Below are 20264 nucleotides of genomic sequence, written 5' to 3'. Positions count from 1 at the left end.
CTCGGGAATAGCATGAGCAAAAAGCCTCAGTTAGTCAGAAGTAAACTGCCGTTCACCGGTCGTATAGTGATGTTTTTCATTCGTCATATACAACATGCAATGGCCAGTATGGGTGAGCTGTGGCGTAATCCTGTTTCGTCCTTGATGACCATGGCTGTATTGGGTGTCAGTTTAAGTTTACCAGCCGCTTTGCAGGTGCTGGTCAAGAATGCCGAGTCCATTACGCAATCTTGGAATAGTGCCGCAGAAATTTCGCTCTTTATTGATGATGCTCGCAGTGAGAAGACGATCCAGAGTTTGATCAGTCGAGTGAAAGTCTATTCTGAAGTGAGCGAGGTTAACTATATTAATCGTGATCAAGCGCTGGAGGAGTTTCAGCGTTTATCCGGGTTTGGTGAGGCTATCTCTTATCTGGATACCAATCCCTTGCCTGCGGTAGTTACCGTTACGCCTACGCTTAAATATTCCAGCCCCATTGGTGCGCGTGAATTACTGAAAAAACTTGAGCAAGAACCAGAGGTGAGCTTTGGTCGACTCGATATTGAGTGGCTAGAGCGACTTCAAGCTGTGGTTAGACTATTAGAGCGTACCGTGCTTGCTATTGCGGCCTTACTTGTTTTAGCTGTGGTGCTGGTAATAGGTAATACTATTCGTCTGGCGATTATGAATCGTCGCACCGAAATAGAGGTGATGAAGCTGGTGGGCGCTACAGAGGCCTTTATTCAACGTCCCTTCCTTTATACAGGGATCTGGTATGGGGTTATCGGTGGGATGCTTGCTTGGATCATTATTAATTTACTGGTCTTGTATCTCGATAGCGCGTTGGCGGAGCTCTTGGGCTTGTACGGGAGTCAGTTGCATATGGAGACCTTAACTCTGGTTGAGTTGGGCCAGCTCATTTGCCTGGCTTCCTTTCTTGGTTGGTTAGGATCTTATTTATCAGTACGCCAACACTTAAGGACTATTGAACCTTCATAAAATCTTGGTTTTTCATTGGACTAATACTCGAAGTGGCTTAGGTATAACTAATAAGTTTTATCATCTTTGATGACACTTGCTATTTTATGAACTAAGTTTCATTTGCTTTGTCTATTGCCATAGAGCAAAAATAGCCCTCGAATAAAATGTCAGAGGTTGACATAAGTTGTCAAATCTAGGATAGTTCGTCACCTTGCCTTTTTAGTCTAAAAGGTAAGCTGGTTTATTTTTTAGTTAATCTTATTGTAAGAAATCAGTTGTAAGCTGTGTCCTTATATTTGAATTAAGAAGAGATAACCAGAAGTGAACTTTAGTTGTTCACTGTAATTGTTAGAATTTTAAGTAAGAAATGTAGGAGCATGAATGACTAATCAATCAATGGCGCTTACGGTTCCTCACGGAAGCGGTAGTTTAGAAGCTTATGTCCACTCTGCGCACAACATCTCGATGTTGAAGCCTGAGCAGGAGCATGAGTTAGCTAAGCGATTACAAGAAACTGGTGATCTACAGGCAGCGAAACAGCTGATTATGTCTCACTTACGTTTTGTGGTACATGTTGCTAAAGGTTATTCAGGTTATGGCCTCCCGCAAGCGGATCTTATCCAAGAAGGCAATATTGGTCTGATGAAGGCGGTTAAGCGTTTCGACCCGGATGTGGGCGTACGTCTTGTCTCATTTGCGGTACATTGGATTAAAGCTGAAATTCATGAATATGTGCTAAAAAACTGGCGCATAGTAAAAGTGGCGACCACTAAAGCACAACGTAAGTTGTTCTTTAACCTTCGTAAATCTAAAAAGCGTCTTGGCTGGTTTAGTGACGAAGAAGTGGGGATGGTTGCCGATAATCTCGGGGTGTCGAAAGCCGATGTGACCGAGATGGAATCACGTATGGCTGCTCAAGATCCTGCTTTTGATCTTGCGAGCGATAACGATGATGAGCAAGATTTTTCTCCGGTTCATTATTTAGAAGATCACTCTTCTGATCTCGCGTCTCAAGTTGAGAATGCTAACTTAGAGTCGAATAACCAAGCTCGCCTTTTGGCCGCCATCAAAACACTCGATGAGCGTAGTCAGCACATATTGCAGGAACGCTGGTTAAGCGAAGATAAAGCAACTTTGCAAGATTTAGCGGCAACGTATCAAGTGTCTGCTGAGCGTATTAGACAGCTTGAAAAGAATGCGATGAACAAGCTTAAAGGACGAATGGAAGCGTAATTATACCAATCAATATAAGAAGTTGATCTACTCAGAGTGTTTTTTGGCAAACTAATTCAAGGCGAATGGATGACATAATGGTTGTTCCCTTGTGAGTTCATTCAACGCAGAAATAGGCAGCCAAAAACACTCCTTACAGGCGAGTTTTAGCGGTTCTTATGCTGTGTTAACGAGCTTAACCGTAGAATAACTATGCTCTTCACTCGCTGCCTTGCCTCAGAACCGCTAAACTCTCGCTGAGCGATCAAATCTTTATACTGATTGGTATTACACGGCAAGTTCGAATAATTAAAACCTGCCTCGGCAGGTTTTTTTGTACATGGACTTCTCGTTTTAAATAATATCCCCGATCGCAGGGCGCCTGATGTTCCCTACATCATTTCGACATTTTCTCCATCCGTGGAGGTCAAGTGGATTTATACCAATCAGTATAAGAAGTTGATCTACTCAGAGTGTTTTTTGGCAAACTAATTCAAGGCGAATGGATGACATAATGGTTATTCCCTTATGAGTTCATTCGTTGCCTTGCCTCAGGACCGCTAAACTCTCGCTGAGCGATCAAATCTTTATACTGATTGGTATTATGTCTGGAACATTCATGCTAGAACCTAGAACCTAGAACCTAGAACCTAGAACCTAGAACCTAGAACCTAGAACCTGCTAGCAATCTAGCCTAGGATCTGGTTCCGTTTCAACACCGCCTCAATAATCTGCTTTCTAGGTACTTTCAAGCTAACCGATTCGATCTCTGGCCATGGGTAGTAAACTCGTGGTCGTTTAAAGCGGGCAATGTGCAGATGTAAAAACTGCGTCAATGTTTTACTCTCTGGTCCTCTTGATATAAAGCCTTGATCGGGGTCTGCAAATTTGATGATGGCAGCGGGTAGGTTGCCAAATTCACTGTCAATTTGCGGAAACACGATGGCATCCTCTATATCTGGATGTTGTTTTAAGGCTGCTTCAATCTCTTCAGGTTGTACGTTCTCGCCACCACAGATAAACATGTTATCGCTTCGACCTAAGATGTGCAGACTTCCCTGTTTGTCCCAGTAACCTCTGTCCTTGGTGGCAAACCAGCCTTCATCATCCAAAGGCAGATCAAGCAAAGGCTGATTTCCCTGCCAATTTAGATACCCTAAGAATAGGGTTTCACCTTTTACATAAATTAGCTCATCGCGTATTTTGACCTCTCTGCCAAAGATCGTTTGCCCACTATTGCCATCGTCGCTTGCTGGCCCGGTGGTGATCTGCGAAGACATCTCAGTCATGCCATAGCTGGTAAAGCTGCTGATCGACAAAGTCTTCAGTTTATCTATCAGATCAACAGATATAGCGCCGCCGCCAAGGAGCAGAGACCTTATTCCCTTTAGACAAGGTGTAGTATTTACATCGAACTCGGCCTCAAGCAGACGTACCAATTGGGTCGAAACCAGTGACAGGTGAGTAATAGGGTATTGGCTGAGTTGAGTTGGGAGGTTTATCTCCTTATCTTGCATTACAACAGTAGCGCCGGCTAACGCGCAGCGGTTAATGATGGCTAATCCGCCGATATGAAATAGCGGCAGTGATAAAAACCAGCCATCACCAGCGTGAAGTGGAATAAGGGCGCTGGATCCCAGAGCACTGGCGAGATGATTTGCCAGACTATGAACTGCGGCTTTAGGGGTACCGCTACTGCCTGAAGTTAAGATGATATTGGCAAGTTTGTGCTGATCTATCTTAATTGGCGAATTCAAACTGCTTGTTGTAAAGTCGAGTTTTAGTGTTGCGGTCGAAAGGCTCTGCTCTGAAAATAGCTTAACAGGTGATGGCTGTTGAGATGACTTGTGGCGTGAAAACGGTGGACTGTACTCATCACCTGCCCAGATATAATTGAGTCTATGCTGTTTAATGAGTTTGGCGATTTGTTTGATAGGAAATCGCGGTGAAAGTGGACAAAAGAGTATTCCTGTGTCAATACAGGCCCAATAGAGGATGATCAACTCGATTGAATTACTATCGATACAGGCTAACCGATCGCCATCTGATAGTCCCTGAGCGTTAAGTTGCTCACCGAGAGCAATGACCTTCTGACTGAGGTCTTTATAAGTTAGCGCTAGTCTTATTCCATCTTGGTGCCATATAAGCGCCGAATGTGTCGGGAAGTGTACCGCGGCTTGATGCAGTGGTGAGAGAGTACGTAACTCCGAGCTGTCAGTGGCCAAGTGATTACCTATCGATATTGATTTATCAGAGTGAGTGAGTCTAAGCCTAGCAGATGAGGTTTGCCTGAAGTGATCAATATGTCGGCACTGAATGCGCTTAGGGTGTCGAGTCCTGGTATCTCATCTGGGCTCATAATCTGACTTAACTTGGCTAACGCACTTATGCCAAGGCTGGATTCCAAGCTTGAGCTGAGGATAAACCTAACACCGGCATGCTCGGCTTCTGATTGTAATTTTTGTAGCTTTTCAAGACTGCCAATTAGCATAGGTTTGACGACTAAGGCGACAAGTCCATCCTGCATCTCGAATTGATAATTAGGATCATTTAAACTTTCATCTAGGGCCCAAGGCATCTCGATGACGTGATAAAAGGCTTGGTTATCTTGAGGATTAATGCAGGGCTCCTCAATGTACTCTATGGCACTCATTGGCAAACAAGCGGCAAACTCGATGGCTTGTTTAAGTGTAAAGCCTCTATTGGCATCTAACCTGAGTTTGAGATCCGGGCGTATGGCTAAAATCTCATGAATGAGCTTTATCTCCTCCTCAAGCGAGGTTTGCGCCACCTTTACTTTAATCGAATGAATTGTTGTCGCTAATGAGCGGACTCGCTCGTGAAGTACACTGACGGGTTCATCTTGAGCACGATAGATAAGTGGCACAGATTTCATGGTTTGCAAAGAGAGATGATGACCGATTAATTGACCTTTGCATTGGGCGTGAAGCAAGCTTAAGCCAAAAGCGAGGGAGGGCAGCTGCGTCTTTTCACAAAGATCGAGTAAGTCATCTACTGACTTCCCGATAAGTTGTGGCACATTCAGCGCTATCTCGTTAATGACCTGCTCCAGATCCTCACGGCTAAACCCAGTGATCGGGTTACCATCGATATCGAGCCCCGATAGTGGAGATATCTCTACCTGTTCGATATGAGATGTCATCGTCTCATCTAAGAGTTCAACGTTAAGGATTAGACCTTTGCGGATATCAATGCGTTGCTTGCCTACGGGGAGAGATAGGTCTAATGGCAGTAGGTATTGATAGAGTTCTATAGCCTTGATCTTCAAAGTTTACCCTCACTTAATAATTGGATTAGCTTACGACTGTACTCGATAGGCGCGGCCAGATGAACGTTGTGACCAGCCTGCTTCACTGTATGTACCTTAATGGGCGAACCTTGCTGCCAACGTGTGGCTAAGGCTAGAAATTTGTTGTCATCACTGCCGACAATATAGTGGCAAGGGATCTTGATAAGATTAGGCTGATCCCAAAGATTAGCTTGCTGAGCCAGTGAACTTGCCAGATAGATACTGAGCAAGCCAGCTTTGCTATTGTGGCTTCGTTTGTCGATTAATTGTTGGCGAGTCTCGCTGGAGAGCTCGGCGAAAACACCTTGTTGGTACCACTGCGAGAGAAACTCATCGAGAGGTAAGTTAGCGAGTTTATGACTCCAATCGAGATCATTCTGGGCTCTCAACCATTTATCTTCAGTGGTTTCTAATCCTGGGTGACATGATTCGACACATAGGCTCAGGAGCTTATCGGTATGGTCACGAGCCAAATGCAGGGCGATACGCCCACCAAGTGAGTAGCCTAACAGATGATACTTTTCTATGGTAAGTGAGTCGATAGCGATTTGAATCTGCTCGACAATCTGCTTAAACCCCGGTGTAGGGAGTGATATTGATGGGCTTTTACCGTGACCTGGTAGATCGACACAAACACAGTAAAAATGCTCAGTTAAGTGTACGATTATGTCTTGCCAGTCAGCTTGGTTACCCAGAAAGCCATGTAACATGACGAGCGCGGGTTTGGCTTTATCTCCGTGACATGACAGCGCCAGCATTAGCTTTGCTTTAACACGGTTGTGGTTCTGGACATTTTCATCAGCTTTGCTTGATCCAACTGGCGATGCGGGCAATTTGATCGCTGGCTTGGGTTTGCTCGACAATGACTTCGATAACGGAAGCACCATGGTATTCGATGGCATCTTGATAGGCATCTTCGAAGCCTTCCAAGTCCTCTATTCGGTTGTATGGAATGCCGAACATGGCGGCGCCGTAACCGAACTCGAGTCCATGGGCGAGACGATAGTAATCATTTCTGAGTTTCTCGTCGGGCACAGGCAGCAGATTAAAGATGTTACCGCCATCATTGTTTAATATAACGATCACTAACGGGCTGTTACTCGTTCTGGCAATGGCCAGAGAATTGAGATCGTGCAGTTGAGAGATATCCCCGATAAGTAAAGTTGTTGCTTTCCCTTGATGTCTGGCTATGCCGCAAGCCGTGGCAAGCAGTCCATCAATACCAGATGCGCCACGATTGGTAAAAATAGAACCATACTCTGTGGTGATAGGGGCGAACATGTCGTACAGGCGGATAGGTAAGCTGTTGCCAATAAAGAGTTGTTGTTGCTTGTGCTGTTTTTTTGCAATGGCGCGTACCACCATAGCTTCACCGAACTCTGCATTGTCTATCTGCTGTTCAAATAGCTTTTCCAGTCCGTCATTGAGCAAGGTAAGTTGCAGCGCCCAATTTGCATCCGATGAGCGTGGCCATGAGAGTGACGTAATCGCTTCGACACTGGCATGCCAGATCTGCTTAGCATTGTGGCTGGGGTCTAATCTCATCTGCTCAGGTAACACCTGCCAGTAACTCTTCCACTTATTGTCAGCAAGATAATCGATTAAGCGCTTAGAGAGGATGCGGCCACCGATCACAAGTACACGCTCAGCCTGCATCAACAGGGCTTTAGCTTTAGGTTGATGCAAGAGTTGGTCAATATTGCCAATCACACCTGTATGTTGTCTTAATTGGGATTGTGCATCGGTCAGCAGTGGCCAACCTAGCTTTTGAGACAGTGCGACTAAGACTTCAGGGTCTTGCTCTGGTGAGAGTGTGCCTGCGATGATCACCCCTTTACCGTGGACAAAACGCATCATGGCATCTTGGCTTGGTAGGCTGCTTAGGCAGGATTTTCCATACTGATTATAGGGATGACTAGTGTGCTGCCAGTTGCCTAACGTGCTTAAATATTGAGTAAAGTTAGCACTCATGGTGGAGGGGTATAACGGCTCCCTGTACATGCAGTTGATGTGTACAGGTTGGCTTTGATTACTAATCGCCTCATCCAGCAAACTTAACAGTGCCTCGGGGCGTATCGCCAGATCCGGTGTCGGTAGGTTTATTTGCTTAGCATATTGAGCAAAGATAGCCGGCTGAATGATAGCTTGATTCGCACCGCAATCAATAAGCTCAGGAGGCCTATCACCGGATAAAACAATCAGGGGAACGCGGGTTAGCCAGGCTTCAATCACAGCAGGATAGAGGTTGGCAACAGCGGTGCCGGAGGTGGTAATAATGGCCACTGGTGCTTGGCTGGCTTTGGCTAGTCCAAGGGCCATAAATCCGAGTCCACGTTCATCAAAGTGGAGATGTTGCTTTAATTTAGTCTGCTTCGCGACGGCTAAGGTCAAAGGCGTCGAGCGAGAGCCCGGTGCCATACACACATGTTGTACGCCTAAACGGGAGAGCTCTTCTAAAATAAGCGTGCCCCATAATAGGTTCAGCTCAGCAGTCTTGTTGATTTGCATGGATAGGTACCCTAGATTCAATGGCTATATTGTACCCCTAATGAGTTTAAAGGAAAATTGTTTAACCCTGATAATAGCTCACACTGTTAGTGTGATGCTCACTTAAAGCGTTCTGTTAGGCTGAATTAGAGCGGTTAGGCAACGGTTTTCGCAACCATTTCATTAACAATTAAAACAAGGTAAAGAGGTAAGTCGAGTGCGTCAATTATATATTTATAGGTATTGATATATATGCTAGTCGTTAAATTAGGCAATCCTTAAATAATGAGAATATTTAAGGAATAAGATCTGAAGCGGTATAAATAAACGTCAACAGTGATCAGTGCTTAATTAATGCCTGATTTTATCGGTTTGGCTGTGTATTGGTATGTATAGTTGTCAATAATCTACTTTAAAAATATTTATCATAAATTTGATCTCCATCATTGATTGCAATTTAAGTAACAATTGCTTACTTAACATGTCACCTTATGAAAATTAACATATGCTTTTTGAGGCTTTGATCATTTTTAATATATAGCCATACTATTCATATGGTTATTTGTAGTCGTGGTGGAATATAAATAAGATTCATTCTTAATCTACTTATGTGCAAGTTCACACTTTTTGTATATTCATTGAGCTTATCTCAAATTTGTTTCAGCCTAATTTAACAATCAAGAATATTCATTTGTTTACCCTAAAATACTGACATCTTAACTGGTTAGCCTCCGATTCAAATTGGTGAGTTAACTGTTGTGTTAATTATGTAAGGTTCGATTAATGATTTGTCGTATTTTTAATAAGGTATTAATTGGGATTGCCGCGCTTGCGTGTGTATCTCTTAGCGTGAATGCCACGCCTTGGAATAATCTCACTGGCTCTGAGCTTGAGCAAAAGCTCACTGAAAAATTTGCTCAAGGGCAATATTCTCCTAAAGGTGCGGATTCATGCCTTATGTGCCACCGCAAGAATGAAGCTGTAATGGCTATTTTTGATGGTGCTCACGGTGCAATGAATAACAAGCAATCACCGATGGCAGGTCTGCAGTGTGAAGCCTGCCATGGACCTCAAGGTAAGCACAATGAAGGCGGCAAAGAACCGATGATCGCCTTTGGTGATGACAGCAAGCTTTCTCCGTCGGCGCAAAACAGTGTATGTCAGGGTTGTCATAACGATCCTAAACAGATGGCATGGCATACCAGCACCCATAATCTCGAAGAGATAGCCTGCGCTGACTGTCATAACGTGCACAGCGCTAAAGATCCGGCTCTGGATCAGCTGCTGATTAACGACACCTGCGCCTCTTGTCATCTCAAAGAGAAGGCCGATATGAATAAGCGCTCATCCCATCCTCTAAAGTGGGATCAGATGACCTGTATCGATTGCCATTCACCCCATGGCTCTATGAATGAAAGCGCACTCAATAAGCCAACAATTAATGATACCTGTTACAGCTGTCATGCGGAAAAGCGTGGCCCTGTGTTGTGGGAACATGCGCCGGTAACTGAAAACTGTGTTACTTGCCATAACCCCCACGGCAGTGTGAATGAAGACATGCTCAACAGCCGTGCACCTCAGCTATGCCAGCAGTGCCACGCACCTGATGGTCATGCTAGCCGTGTAGTGCCTGAGCCTGGAATGGATGCGTTTGGTGGTGGTAAGAGTTGCCTAAATTGCCATAACAAGATCCACGGTTCTAACCACCCTTCTGGCAGCCTGTTTCAGAGATAATTGGAGCTTAAATTATGACGTTTAAATTGAATATCATCACAGTGTCTCTGTTGGCAATGTCAGGCTCGGCTATTGGGGCTAATTTTGCTGTGGGCAATGCCAACACTGAATTAGTCAACATGGACAAGTATCAGTGTAATCGCTGTGTATCTGCCACGGGTTATTCGGGAAAAGTCACCCTGCTTACGGGTTATAACAGTCCTGAAGATGCCCATGCCGGTAATGCTTTATCTTCTGATGAAGAGGGCGCGATTGCCGCGGTCAGTGGTGATGTGCACTTTATCAATGATACTGGCTATAAAGCGAGTATGCAGGCGCATCAACTGGGAATGGATAACGGTTTTGCCAACATCAAGGTGGGTAAATCGGGCTTGTATGAACTGGAATTGGATTATCAGGCGATAAAAACGTTTGAAGCTGGTGATGTGCGTAGTCAACTGTGGCAAAACGACGGCATGTTAACCCCAAGCGTGTATCCAAATCAGTTCGACCTTGCGTTGCAACGTGAAAAGTCAGTTATAGGTTTGAGCTACGGTGAAGGGGTTTATAACACCTTTGTGCGTTTTAGTCAGGAGGAGAAAACGGGCCACCAGTCGGCCAGTTTCGTTGCGCCAAGTCCAACTAATTTTGGTCTGCCCGTGGACTCGACCACTAAGCAACTTGATGCAGGTGCCTCACTAGCGGGTGAGAATTGGCTAACCGAGCTGAGCTATTTTGGCAGCTATTACAGCAACAGTATCGAAGATCTTAGCCTGCCCTATATGAGTGATGTTTACTCGGCAGCCCCTGATAATCAAGCACATCAAATTTCCCTTTCAGGTCAATACCAACTCGATCGCACTGTCATGTCCGGTCGTTTGGTGACAGGTCGGATGATTCAAGATGACTCTCTGATCCAAATGAGTGGCAATCCGCTACAGAGCTGGGATGGTGAAATTGAAACCTTAGATGGCCGTTTTGCTGTGAGCTCAATGTTGAGCAATCGCTTGCGCGTTGGTGCCAGTGTCGATCATTCAAAGCGAGACAATAAGAGTTCAAGCTGGGAGTTCACTCAATACAGCTATAACGCGCTAAGCGGCGCCTTTAAACAAAATGTGCCTCAGGATATTGAGCGTAACACCTATAAAGTGAATGCCAGTTACAGGCTTGCCAGCGGTTACCGGATACAGGCAGGTTTTGACAGAAAAGAGATCGACCGCAGCTACAGTGAACGCGAACAGACTGATGAAAACAATCTGTGGGCCAAACTCAGTGTGAGTGCATTCGATAACATCAATATCAATGTTAAAGCGAGTCACGGCGTGCGTGGTGGCAGTGAGTATGAAGTGAATGAACTAACTTCATCTGAAGATAATATCTTGATGCGTAAGTACTACCTTGCGGATCGTACCCGTAACGCAGTTGAGCTTAAGCTAAATCATTCACCGCTGTCTTGGGTGAGTATCGATCTGGTCGGTCGTTATGCGATTGATGATTATGACGTGACTATTATCGGTTTAACCGAGTCCCAAGACTATGGTTACGACCTCAACATTAGCCTGCAGCTGAGTAAAGACTTATCGGCTTATGGTTTTGCTGGTCAGCAATGGATCGACTCTACACAAGCTGGTAGCCAGAGCTTTAGCGCTCCGGATTGGCAAGCAGATATCCAAGATGAGTTTATCAATTTAGGTGCAGGAATTAGCTACGGCGGCTTGATGGAAGACAAGCTGACGTTAGGCGGCGATTACCTGTTCAGTAACTCAATCAGTGATACCTACCTCGATGGTAGTGCGGTGACAAACAGCGCACTGCAATACGGTGATTACTTCGCCTATAACCACAGCGTGAGTATGTACGCCGATTATGCCTTGAGTCCAAAGATGGCCTTGAAGTTGAGCTATCAATACGAACGTTATTACGACACAGATGGCGCCCAAATGGGCATCAATACTGTGCCCGGGCTAACCACTTTGGGTGAGCTTAATCATGACTATAACGCGCACCAAGTGATGCTGTCGTTTAGCTATTTGTTGCGCTAAGGCGCAGTGCGGAAATCGCAAGAGGATATATTGATGGAACGTAGAAGTTTCTTAAAAATGAGTGCAGCTTTGGGTTGTGCAGCAAGTGTCGCAGGCTGTAAAACCAGTTCAGATGACGCCAATGTCGTGCCGCCAACGCCACCTGTAGGTGAAGAGCAAATTAGCTGGTCATCTTGTTTAGTTAACTGTGGCTCTAACTGTCCGGTTAAGGTGTTCAGTCGTGATGGTGTTATTACTCGCGTCGAAACCGATCATGATGTGGTTGATGGCGATGATATCTATCAAGTGCGCGCCTGTGCTCGTGGTCGTTCATTGCGTCAGCGCACCTATGCTGTTGATCGTTTAAAAACACCGATGAAGCGTGTTGGTAAGCGTGGTGAAGGTAAGTTTGTGCCCATTAGCTGGGATGAAGCGGCTAAAACTATCGGTACTAAACTAACTTCTGTGATTGCTGAACACGGTAACAAGGCGATTTTCCGTAGCTATGGCTCTGGTGCTTACTATGGCTTTGCATCAAATGCTTGTTTCAACCGTCTGTTTAACCTAAATGGTGGCTGCCTCAATGCCTATGGTAACTACTCTTGGGCACAGCAGATGGAAGCGGCGAAGCATACCTTCGGTACGGGCAGTACTACAGGTTCTTCAACGGTCACCTTAGCCAACAGTGATTTCCTATTAGGTGTGGCTTATAACCCAAGTGAAATTCGTCAGTCTGGTTCAGGCGAAGGTTATGATTACTTAAAGGCGCTGCAAAAGAGCAATGGCTTGAAAGTTGTGATGATAGATCCTCGCTACACCGACTCTATGTTAGGTAAAGAGTCTAAGTGGTTGCCTATTCGTCCAGGTACCGATGCAGCATTTGCTGAAGCGATCGCTTATCAGATGATTAGCTCTGGTTGGGTTGATGATAACTCTCTCGCGTTTATCAATAAGTATGCGGTAGGTTTTGATGCGGCCTCTATTGCTGCACAACAAGAGATTTTTGCAGCAAGCGGTGATGCCACCAAGCAAGAATATGCCAAGGTGATGAAGCCGGAAGAGAACTACCGTGACTACATTCTAAGTCAGGGGATTTATGCGGATCAGCCGCTTAAAAACCTTGAGTGGGCAGAAAAGATCACTGGTATTCCAGCGGCGCAGTTAGAGCAAATTGCCACAGACCTACAGAATGCCACAGCGCCATATATCGTGGTTGGTGCAGGTGTTAACCGTCAGGCCAATGGTGAGCAGAGCATGCGTGCTCTGTACGTGTTGTCTGTATTAACGGGCAAGTTAGGTACGTTAGGTTCATCTAATGGTGAACTACCATTCATGAGCAGTATGTCTCGTGCCGGAATTCCGACAGGTAGCAACCCAGTTAAAGAAAGTATCTCATTCTTTACTTGGTCTGAAGCGATTCACAATGGCGAAACCATGACTGCACGTAGTCACGGGGTTCGCGGTACTGACGGTCTAGACACACCGCTTGGTACTAACATCAAGGTCATTATTTCTGCATCTGATAGCTCGCTATTGAACCAGCACTCAGAGATCAACAATACCGCCAAAATCTTAGAAGATGAAACCGGTGTTGAGCTTATTGTGAGTTGTGATTGCTGGATGACGCCGGGGGCTAAGTTTGCTGATATCATCCTGCCTGACACTAGCTGGTTAGAGTCAAATGATTTAGTTAACGACAGCTATGCATCTGGCGCTTTGGGTTATATCACTGCAATGAAGTCAGCGATTGAGCCAATGTGGGACTGTAAGTCTATGTATGAAGCATCGGCACTGATTGCTAAGTACATGGGTTGTGAAGCGGAATTCACTGAAGGTAAGACTGAAGAGCAGTGGCTTGAAGAGCTTTACCAAAAAACCAAAGACAACAGTAACAATTTAGGGGTTTACCCTGCATTTCCTGCGACTTACAAAGAGGCGCAAGAGATTGGCTTCTTCCGTAAGAACATGAACGACAAGCATGTTGCGCTTGAGAGCTACATTAAAGGTGGCAAGCCGCTATCAACTCCAAGCGGCAAGATTGAGATCTACTCAGCTGAACTTGCATGGCGTGCGGCTAACTGGGATCAAGAGTCAAGCACCGCAGTTAAAGGTGACACGATCACAGCGATTCCTCAGTACACAGTCACTTGGGATGGTTATGAAGATGAGGAAACCAGTACTGATTATCCGTTCCAGTTAGCGGGTTACCACACTAAGGGTCGTACTCACTCAAGTTATCACAATGTACCTTGGCTTCGTGAAGCGGTAGAAGATGCGGTTTGGGTTAATCCAATGGATGCGTCTGAGCAAGGTTTGAGCTCAGGTGACGAAATCGAGATGTACAACGAGCGAGGATCGATTGCCGTTAAAGTTCGCATCACGCCACGTGTGGCACCTGGCGTGTTAGCGCTAGGGCAAGGTGCTTGGTTTAAACCAGGTAACACTATGGGTAGTACAGGCCACATTATTGATGAAGGCGGTGCGATTAACACGCTAACTCGCTATCAGCCAAGCCCAGTCGCTAAAGGCAACCCACAGCACACTAACCGTGTTGCCATTAAAAAGATTTAAGAGAGCAGTTAATTATGACTCAATCAACTCAGTATGGTTTTTATGTAGACAGCACTAAGTGCTCTGGCTGTAAAGCCTGTCATGTGTCTTGCAAAGACCGTCAAAGCAATGAAATTCGTAACAATAGTAATCCAGAGGGTAACACTCTACCTGCACTTGAGGGCGTAACTTGGCGCCGGGTGTATGAGTACGGTGGTGGAGAGTGGACTAAAGGTAATAACGGCTGTTTTGAGCAAAATGTGTTTGCTTACTATATGTCGATCGGTTGTAACCACTGCTCTGAGCCTGTGTGTGTTAAAGCTTGCCCGACAGGTGCCATGCATAAGCGCCGCGAAGATGGTTTAGTGCTTGTTGCTCAAGACCTGTGTATCGGCTGTGAAAGCTGTGCCCGTGCTTGTCCCTATGATGCGCCGCAAATCGATCGCGAACGTAAGGTGATGACCAAGTGTGATGGTTGTTTCGAGCGAATTGCTGAAGGTCGTAAGCCAATATGTGTCGAGTCTTGCCCGCTGCGTGCACTGGACTTCGATACTATGGAGAACCTACGTGCTAAATATGGTGACGGTGATGGGCATATCGCGCCTTTACCATCTCCTTCAATTACCTCACCAAATCTTATTATCAAGGCCAATGTACACGGTCGTCCGGCTGGCAGTGGTGAAGGTAAGATCCTTAATCCAACTGAAGTGTAATTTTTAGCGATGGTATTAGGGCTCTTTTTTGAGCCCTATGTTCATAGAACGCCATTTTAATTGAGAGTTGAATATGCAAATAGAACCTATAAATAGCAATCAAGAGCTGCAAGGGATTGCACGTGTTCTACATAATGTCTTCTTGAGCTACCCAAGTGAAGAGATGATACATACCTTCGTTGAAGATCGGTTAGATGAAAGTTGGCCACAGCTGGCAGGATCAGAGAATAATCGACAGGGTAAAGTATTGTTGCAGGCATTTTTTAGCCAGTGGAAGCCTGAGCAGTTAACTGAGTTAAAACTCGATTATGGGCAACTCTTCTTCGGCCCTGGTGAACCAACAGCGATGCCTTGGGGCTCTGTTTACGTAGGTGAGCAACAGCTGCTTAACGATAAATCGACCCTAGAGCTTATGGCGTTCTATAAGCAACATGAGATCAGTTTTAAACTCGATTACCATCAACCTCTAGATCATATAGGCTTGTTTTATGGCGTCATTGATCAGTTGCTAGGTATGCTACTGCTTGAGCCAGAAAATCAGCAAGCTAAAGAGACTTTAGTGGTACTGCTTCAGCGACATATGCTTCCCTGGTCAGGGCGCTGCTTACAGTTAGCCAAAACCCATGCCACTACCGATTTTTATAAAGGAATCGCCCTATTAGCTGAAGATTTTGAAGCTGTATTATCGAATCAATTCAAATTGGTGCCTATGTCAATGCGATTATTCAGGTGATCATATGAGTGTTATTCGTGCCGTAGGTGAACAGTGGGAAAAAGCACAATTTGCAGATCAACTGGTGATTTTTTTCAGACAAGATCCTAAAATATTAGACCTGTTTATTGGTGCAACTAATATCGGTACGGTCGCTCATGTAATTGCGGCATTAATGCATGATAGCCATAGGCTGAAGGCTGTCGAGTTGGATGTGGTTCAAGTGTTCTTAGCCTTGTTTGACGGCTTTTTACTGCTGTTTGTTAAAGAAGTACAAGGAGGTGAGTTAAATCAAGCGGAGCAATTAGTGCTAACTTTATCACGACATTATGCTGAACAACTCAATTGTGATGAATTTTACCCTGATAGTGAAGTTAGGATTAAAAGTGAGCGTTTACTCTTTGCATCGCGACAACTCGACGATGTTAGGCGTCAAAAAAGAACTTTAGGCAGTAATATGGGTCACCATTAATTTATTTTCCAATAAGTTGTTTATATTGACTAGGGGTCATTCCTGATGTTTCAAAAAACAGCTTTGTTAATTGCCCCTGCTCTTTAAAACCACACTCTAATGATGTTTTCTTAATATTATAGTTATTCTTTAAAAAGTTTCTTCTTGCATGGTTAAATCTTACATCTCTAATTATATTGCTAGCTGATAGTCCTGAGTCCTTTAATGTCCGTTGTAAACTTCTTGTCGATAGCCCTAGAATAAAAGACAAAGATGAAAGATCTAAATTGTGTATGGGGATCATGTTTGCAGCCCCAATCATTTTAAAATAAACTCCTACTTCACACTTTTTTACTTTAAATATTTTTTTGCTTTCTATCTCTTCATTTGTCTTCTTTACTGTGATAGACATATCAATAGCGTCAAATGACACATTATGAAAAATATTTGTATATTTTCCATAAAATCGTCGGTTAAATGGAAGAGAGACAGATATAGGGTTTAATTCATCTAGCTTAGAGTCATTTAGTATTTTAGATGCAAAGTTGTATAAGTTCAGATCATCAAATTTAGAGCATGACTTTTCACTGGTTCTTCTAGCAACAAGGGATAGGTTAGTGTCTGTCTCTTTTAGTTCCCAATTAACACTGGCCATTCTTCCAGGATATACCTTATAAAGATTAACTATCCTCTCCGCTTGGGTGAATGATTCTTTAACATGAGAATTAAAAAAGTTAATCCAACGGTTTTCAATGACAGGAATAAATTCCATGTAGAAGTTTTCGTTATTAGAGTGTTGCTCAATATACTCTAGTCCTTTTGTTACCATCTTCATGCTAATGAGATCGTTATCATCTAGATTTAATACATTTAAAAACTCGTTTGGCATAATGAAATTTATTGAGTTGCAATGCTCTATAATCGATTTGGTGAATATTGAGGGTCTTACCTTATAATCAATCATGTGGTTTTAATCTATTGTTCTATATTTAATGATAATATTCTATTTGCTATTATGGATATTGATTTAAATCACATTTGACGTTTCTATCTAAGACAAATCTATATTAATTTTTCATATTTTCCATACCATAAATACAACATTGTTTTCCCCTGTGTATAAACATGCAACTGGTTTGCATTAAAGGTGTTGCTATGAAGTGGTATCGGAATTATCTATTTTTATTGGGTGCAATAATCGGTGTAAATGGCTTTATTTGCGTTCAAGCCGCGCCATGGAGTGCGTTATCGCCTGAGCAGTTGGAGTTAACACTGGAGCAGAAGTTTGCAGCGGGTGAGTACTCTGCTAAAGGGGCGGATTCCTGCCTGATGTGTCACCGCAAAAATGAGGCTGTGATGGCTCTTTTTGATGGGGTTCATGGCCAAGAGAGTGCGGTCGATTCTCCGATGGCTGGGCTGCAGTGTGAAGCCTGCCACGGTCCTCAAGGTCAACACTTTAAGGGCGGCAAAGAGCCGATGATTAGCTTTGGTCCTGAGAGTCAATTGTCTGCCAGTGCGCAGAACAGCGTGTGTCAGGGTTGCCATCAAGATGCCGAGCAGATGGCGTGGCACAGCAGTACTCATAACTTAGAAGAGATAGCCTGCGCCGACTGCCATGTGGTGCACAGTGCCACAGACCCTGTGATGGACAAGCTGAGTGTCAATGACACTTGTACGTCTTGCCACAGCCAAGAAAAAGCCGACATGAGTAAGCGTTCATCGCATCCACTTAAGTGGGACCAGATGACCTGTATCGACTGTCACTCCCCATGGCTCGATGAGCGAGAGTGCCTTAAACAAGCCGAGTATTAATGATACCTGCTACAGCTGTCACGCTGAAAAGCGGGGGCCATTCTTGTGGGAGCATGCCCCGGTGACGGAAAACTGTGTGACCTGTCATAACCCTCACGGCAGTGTGAACGAGGAGTTGCTTAATAGTCGTGCGCCGCAGTTGTGTCAGCAGTGTCACGCCAACGACGGTCATGCCAGTCGAGTGGTGGTGGAGCCGGGGATGGACGCCTTCGGTGGTGGCAAGAGTTGTTTGAATTGCCACAGTCAAATCCACGGGTCTAACCATCCTTCAGGCAGCTTGCTGCAACGTTAATGGAGCTTTGAGTATGTCATTTAAATTGAATGTGATAACCCTGTCGATATTGGCGATGTCAGGGTCAAGCATGGCGGCGGACTTTGCGGTGAGCAAGGCCAACACGAGCAAGGTTAATACCAGCAAGTACGAGTGCCAACGCTGTGGTGATAATAGTGGATACCGGGGCCTAGTGTCGGTGTCAGCGGGCTACAACGACATTGACGATGCACATGCGGGTAATGCGCTGGGCACGGGTGAAGATGGCGCGATAGGCGCGGTCAGTGGGGATGTGGCTTATCGCAGCGGTACTGGCTATCAGGCCAATATGCAGGCCCATCAGCTGGGGATGGACAACAGCTTTGCGACCTTAGCGGTGGGTAAAGCGGGGCATTACCAGCTCGGGTTGGATTACAGCAGCATCAAGACGTTTGATGCGGGGGATGTGCAGAGTAAGTTGTGGCACAACGACGGGGTGTTAACCCCAAGTGAGCACATTAATGTGTTTGACCTGGCCCTTGAGCGGGAGAAGGTGGGCCTAGGGCTGGAGTACGGCCGTGATTTCTACAGCGGTTTTGTGCACTACAGCCAGGAAGCGAAGACGGGGTACCAGTCGAGCAGTATCGTGACGCCACGCCCAACTAATTTCGGCCTGCCGGTGGACTCGACAACGAAACAGTGGGATGCCGGGCTGGGACTTAGTGGTGACAACTGGCTCACCGAGTTGAGTTATTTCGGCAGCTTTTATGAGAACAAGATAGGCGATTTGAGCTTGCCCTACCTCGATGATGTGTTTGCCGCCACCCCAGATAACCAAGCGCACCAAGTGTCGCTATCGGGTCAATACCGATTAAACAGCACAGTGCTGAGCGGCCGTGTTATCAGTGGCCGCATGATACAGGATGAAGACCTTATCCAGATGAGTGGCAACCCGCTGCAAAGCTGGGACGGTCAAGTGGATACCTTAGACGGTCATTTGGCGGTGACCTCGATGATAACGCCGCGCCTGCGCTTAGGCGGCAGCATCGATTACAGCGAGCGTGACAATCAAAGTTCGGTAGCAGAATTCGCCCAGTACCATTTCAACAGTGTCACTGGCGCGTTTAGACAAAATGTGCCCCAAGATATCGAGCGCAACACCTACAAGGTTAATGGTAGTTACCGCATCGCCAGTGGTTACCGTGTGCAAGCGGGCTATGAGCGTAAAGAGGTGGAGCGCAGTTTCAGTGAGCGTGAGCAGACTGAGGATGACAGTTTGTGGATGCGCTTTAACGTGCGGGCGTTCGACAATTTCAACATCAAGCTCAAAGCAGAGCATGCCAATCGCAGCGGGTCTGAGTATGAGACTAACGCGCTGACCTCTTCTGAAGAGAACGCCTTGATGCGCAAGTACTACTTAGCCGACCGCAGCAGAAATGCGGTGGAGTTGAGCATCAACCATACGCCACTGAATTGGCTGAGCGTGGATGTGAGTACCCGCTACGCCAAGGATGACTATGACGAGACGCAAATCGGCTTAACCGAATCGGAAGATTATGGCTATGACATCAATGTGAGCGTGCAGTTGAGTGAGCATGTGAGCGGGTACGGTTTTGCGGGTCAGCAGTGGATTAACTCGAATCAGGCGGGAAGCCAAGCCTATAGCAGTCCTGACTGGTACAGCGACATTGAGGATGAGTTTATCAACTTAGGGGCGGGATTAAGCTACGGGGGCTTAATGCAAGACAAGCTGACTTTAGGGCTTGATTACCTGTTTAGTAACTCGATAAGTGACACCTATGTGACGGCAGATGCGAACGCTTTAGAAAAGAGCTACCCGGGTGGTGATTACTACAGCTACAACCACAGTGCGAGTGTGTATGCGGACTATGCGCTGAATGAGCAGATGGCGTTGAAACTGAGTTATCGGTATGAGCGTTACTACGACACCGATGGTGCGGTAACGGACGTAAACAGTGTCCCGGGTTTGGTGACCTTGGGTGATATCAACCATGACTATAACGCACACCAAGTGATGTTGTCGTTTAGCTACAGACTGCGTTAAATTGCAAG

14 protein-coding genes and 1 pseudogene are annotated in these 20264 nt (G+C 45.4%); 10 read left to right on the top strand and 5 right to left on the bottom strand.

All coding sequences use genetic code 11. From position 1 onward, the window contains the following. Positions 1–12 precede the first annotated feature (12 nt). Together ftsX and rpoH are read left to right on the top strand one after the other, a co-directional pair. Positions 13–978, top strand: a complete 966-nt coding sequence (gene ftsX, locus HWQ47_RS25515; RefSeq protein WP_269968760.1) for a permease-like cell division protein FtsX — start codon at positions 13–15, stop codon at positions 976–978. 363 nt (positions 979–1341) lie between these two features. Further along, entirely contained in the window at positions 1342–2193 is an 852-nt protein-coding gene (rpoH, locus tag HWQ47_RS25510; RefSeq protein ID WP_269968759.1) for an RNA polymerase sigma factor RpoH, read from the top strand. Positions 2194–2861: 668 nt separating this feature from the next. Here rpoH and menE read toward each other — a convergent pair. From menE to menD, 4 genes are read right to left on the bottom strand one after another with little or no spacing between them, the layout of a single operon-like run. Beyond that, positions 2862–4397: an o-succinylbenzoate--CoA ligase gene (gene menE / locus HWQ47_RS25505; protein ID WP_269968758.1), complete on the bottom strand. Its 1536-nt coding sequence runs from the start codon at positions 4395–4397 to the stop codon at positions 2862–2864. A gap of 8 nt (positions 4398–4405) precedes the next feature. Then, entirely contained in the window at positions 4406–5461 is a 1056-nt protein-coding gene (gene menC / locus HWQ47_RS25500; protein WP_269968757.1) for an o-succinylbenzoate synthase, read from the bottom strand. Continuing rightward, complete coding sequence (gene menH / locus HWQ47_RS25495; RefSeq protein ID WP_269968756.1) at positions 5458–6240, bottom strand: 2-succinyl-6-hydroxy-2,4-cyclohexadiene-1-carboxylate synthase; 783 nt, start codon at positions 6238–6240, stop codon at positions 5458–5460. Before menH ends, menC begins: the two co-directional genes overlap by 4 nt. A 40-nt stretch (positions 6241–6280) precedes the next feature. Next, the gene (menD, locus tag HWQ47_RS25490; RefSeq protein ID WP_269968755.1) at positions 6281–7990 is read right to left on the bottom strand and encodes a 2-succinyl-5-enolpyruvyl-6-hydroxy-3-cyclohexene-1-carboxylic-acid synthase; all 1710 of its coding nucleotides are present in this window, start codon (positions 7988–7990) and stop codon (positions 6281–6283) included. Positions 7991–8752: 762 nt separating this feature from the next. On the opposite strand from menD, the gene HWQ47_RS25485 reads away from it, so the two are divergent. The 6 genes from HWQ47_RS25485 to HWQ47_RS25460 all read left to right on the top strand — a co-directional run bounded on the left by HWQ47_RS25485 (position 8753) and on the right by HWQ47_RS25460 (position 16150). Further along, complete coding sequence (locus tag HWQ47_RS25485) at positions 8753–9703, top strand: DmsE family decaheme c-type cytochrome (protein WP_269968754.1); 951 nt, start codon at positions 8753–8755, stop codon at positions 9701–9703. A gap of 14 nt (positions 9704–9717) precedes the next feature. Continuing rightward, complete coding sequence (locus tag HWQ47_RS25480) at positions 9718–11724, top strand: MtrB/PioB family decaheme-associated outer membrane protein (protein WP_269968753.1); 2007 nt, start codon at positions 9718–9720, stop codon at positions 11722–11724. Positions 11725–11757: 33 nt separating this feature from the next. Continuing rightward, on the top strand, positions 11758–14274 hold the full coding sequence (locus HWQ47_RS25475; RefSeq protein WP_269968752.1) for a DMSO/selenate family reductase complex A subunit: 2517 nt from the start codon (positions 11758–11760) through the stop codon (positions 14272–14274). A gap of 14 nt (positions 14275–14288) precedes the next feature. Beyond that, on the top strand, positions 14289–14966 hold the full coding sequence (locus tag HWQ47_RS25470; RefSeq protein WP_269968751.1) for a DMSO/selenate family reductase complex B subunit: 678 nt from the start codon (positions 14289–14291) through the stop codon (positions 14964–14966). A gap of 73 nt (positions 14967–15039) precedes the next feature. Continuing rightward, entirely contained in the window at positions 15040–15699 is a 660-nt protein-coding gene (locus tag HWQ47_RS25465) for a TorD/DmsD family molecular chaperone (protein WP_269968750.1), read from the top strand. A 4-nt stretch (positions 15700–15703) separates the two neighbouring features. Next, positions 15704–16150 (top strand): hypothetical protein, encoded by a 447-nt coding sequence (locus HWQ47_RS25460; RefSeq protein WP_269968749.1) that lies wholly within the window; start codon positions 15704–15706, stop codon positions 16148–16150. A gap of 1 nt (position 16151) precedes the next feature. On the opposite strand, the gene HWQ47_RS25455 is transcribed toward HWQ47_RS25460, so the two are convergent. Continuing rightward, positions 16152–17018, bottom strand: coding sequence for a helix-turn-helix transcriptional regulator (locus HWQ47_RS25455; RefSeq protein ID WP_269968748.1), 867 nt, complete (start codon positions 17016–17018; stop codon positions 16152–16154). Between the two features lie 266 nt (positions 17019–17284). On the opposite strand from HWQ47_RS25455, the pseudogene HWQ47_RS25450 reads away from it, so the two are divergent. Next, positions 17285–18233 (top strand): annotated as a pseudogene (locus HWQ47_RS25450) (DmsE family decaheme c-type cytochrome). Positions 18234–18246: 13 nt separating this feature from the next. After that, a complete protein-coding gene (locus HWQ47_RS25440) occupies positions 18247–20256 on the top strand; it encodes an MtrB/PioB family decaheme-associated outer membrane protein (protein WP_269968745.1) in 2010 nt (669 codons plus the stop codon). The last annotated feature ends 8 nt before the right edge of the window (positions 20257–20264 follow it).

Source organism: Shewanella sp. MTB7 (assembly GCF_027571385.1).
Classification (GTDB): domain Bacteria; phylum Pseudomonadota; class Gammaproteobacteria; order Enterobacterales; family Shewanellaceae; genus Shewanella.
The sequence above is the reverse complement of the archived record's forward strand: the minus strand, read 5'-3'. Positions and strand labels throughout refer to the sequence as shown.